This window comes from Mycobacterium sp., assembly GCF_032159765.1.
GTDB lineage: Bacteria > Actinomycetota > Actinomycetes > Mycobacteriales > Mycobacteriaceae > Mycobacterium.
Map to the genome: position 1 here is coordinate 1 of NZ_JAVHWM010000241.1, position 2615 is coordinate 2615.

The 2615-nt window shown below is 63.9% G+C and carries 2 protein-coding genes; both read right to left on the minus strand.

What is annotated here, in order from left to right; genetic code table 11:
* The coding region (locus QOH60_RS28690) for a hypothetical protein (protein WP_526425285.1) at positions 1-196 on the minus strand (196 nt) is incomplete at its 3' end.
* A gap of 163 nt (positions 197-359) precedes the next feature.
* Positions 360-2615: GAF domain-containing sensor histidine kinase (locus tag QOH60_RS28695; RefSeq protein WP_526425286.1), on the minus strand; the 2256-nt coding region annotated here is incomplete at its 5' end.

Genomic DNA, 2615 nt, shown 5'->3' on the forward strand with positions numbered 1-2615 from the left:
GATTTTGCCGATGTTTGGTCAATCTTGCTTGATTCCAGTCCACCTCGTGGAGCTTGCGTTTGGCAAGGCCCGAACGGCTGCGCTGGTCAAGAAACCGAGTCAGGCGCGCGGGGACGCGATCAACCACGGTCGCGTTGCAGCCGTTGCGGCGTAGGGCTACACCGAGATACAAGGCCGCCTTCCGATCGTCGTCCATGGCGAGGTCATTGGCGCCATGAGGGCGTGCTTCGACGCGCCGGAGCACGACGCGCAAATCGCGCAAGCCGGGCTGGCGGCGGTCCCCCATTGAATTGAAGCCAGGCGAGTGGCGCGATGAGCCGGAGGGCGCCCGCTCTTTGGACGCCTCGCGGGGTGCAACCTCAGGATGCGGTGCCTGCAATCACCGGCAGGGTGAACTGAAACGTGGCACCATGGGATGGGTTTGCCGTCGTCCACAGTCGGCCACCGTGGGCTTCCACGATCGAACGGCAGATCGAGAGCCCCATGCCCATACCGCTGGATTTGGTGGTGAAGAAGGCGTTGAAAAGCCGGTCGGCGTTCTCCGTGGAGATTCCGACACCGGAGTCCGCCACAGTGACCAGCACGCGATGGGTTTCGTCCTGCTGCGATCGCAGCACCAGTTCGCGCGGTCGGTCCGAGACCGATTGCATCGCTTCAATGCCATTCATCACCAGGTTGATGATCACCTGCTGCAGTTGCACTCGATCACCCAGGATCATGGGTAGACCGGGTGCCAAATCTGTTCGCAACAACACCTGGTGGCTGTCCATTTCGCGCTGCATCAGGGCGATGGCCTCCTTGACCGCATCGTTGATGTCGAGCGGGACCTTCTCCAGGTCGGTCTTGTTTGCGAGCGCCCGAACACGCCGGATCACCTCGCCCGCCCGATGGCTTTCCTTGATGATCCAATCCACAGCGCTGCGCGCTTCATCCAGGTTGGGGGTGCCGCCGTCGAGCCAGCGCAGGCATGCCGCCGCGGCATTGACGACGGCGGCGAGTGGTTGGCTCACTTCATGGGAGATTGAAGCAGTCAGTTCTCCCAACGTCGTCACGCGCGTGACATGCGCGAGCTCCATTTGGGCATCGAGCAGGCGCTGCTCGCTGGCGCGCAGCTTCTGTTCGGCCTGCTTGCGCTCGGTCAAGTCGACGATAAAGGCAACGCCCTCGTCTCGTTTCCACTCGAACAGCGCGGCGGCAATCAGAATCGGCACGCGGTTGCCGTCTCTGCGGAAAAATTCCTTCTCGTAGGGCTTGCAGATCCCGGTCGCGCTGGTCTGGGCCAACGCATCCTGGTCGGCTGGAGCCCACTCGGCGGGTGTCAGCGCCGCCCACCGCAGCCGATCCGAGATGAGATCTTCACGGCTGTATCCCAGCATGTCGAGAAATGCTTCGTTGGCTTCGATGATCCGGCCTCCGACCGACCACATCATGATGCCAATGATATTGGCGTCGACCAGGCGGCGGATCCTGGCTTCCCGTTCCTGCAGATCATTGTAGAGGCGGGTGTTCTCCAGCGCGATAGCGGCCTGCGAGGCGAGCAGCTTCAGCACCGCGCTGCGGGCCGGCGCGAAGACCCGGGGGGTGAGGCTGTTCTCGAGATAGAGCACGCCGATGAGCTTGGCCTGGGTGATCAAGGGCAGGCAGAGAACGGATCGCGCCTGGCCCCGACGAAAGTAGGGATCCTCGCCAAACTGCGGCTGGGCGGCGGCATCGTCGAGGATGACGCTCTCGCGGGTGCGCAAGACATAGTGGAGCACCGATTCCGGCAGCACGGAAGCGGTCACCGGCTGGTCGCGCTGCTGCACCACGACCGTGTCGCCGCCGATCGTGGCTTCCGCCTCGATCCGCGGCTCAGCCCCGCGCGAAAGAATCAACAGACCTCGCTCGGCGCCAGCCTGCTCGATGGCCGTGCGCATGAGTGTGTCGATCAGCATTTCCAGCACGATCTCGCCCGAGACGGCCTGCGACACCTTGATCACGGTCGCGAGGTCGAGGTGTTCCATGGACGCCCCGATCGTGCTCGACGGTGCGCGCGCTGGCGTTTGCCCCCTGAGGTGGGGATGCAGCTCGTCGAGTTGCCGCACCTTGCCGTCGGCTCCCCAACGCAGATAGCCGTAGCGGGCGTCCTGCAAATACACACGGGCAATCTTCTCGAAGCCACGCGCCGCGTAGAAGCGCGCGGCCAGTTCATAGGCGAGTGCCTCGTTGTGGACGAAGCCGTTTGCCTGGGCCGAGCGGATGGCCTGTTCGTACAGCCGCATCGCGTCAACATTTCGGCCGTCGATCCGAGCAATCTCGGCGCCAACCAGCGCGGCGCGGTTTTCAAAACTCTCAGGGCAGTGCTCGGCCCAGATCTGGATTTGCCGGTGATGCGCAGCGAGCGCTTCGACATGCTGCTGGCGCGCATCCGTCGCCGCGGAAGCAGATGCCGCGTGAGACAAGGCTGCGTAGAAGTCATATTCCGCGACCTCGAGATTCGACAGCGTCGACCACCGCAGCCGGCGCGCTCTCGCCGACGCATCGACGGCGGCCGCGAAGTCGCCGGCAAAATAGCGCGCCTGCGCCCTCCGGATCCAATACCAGCACTCGGCACGCGCAAGATCCGGGTTGCTGGA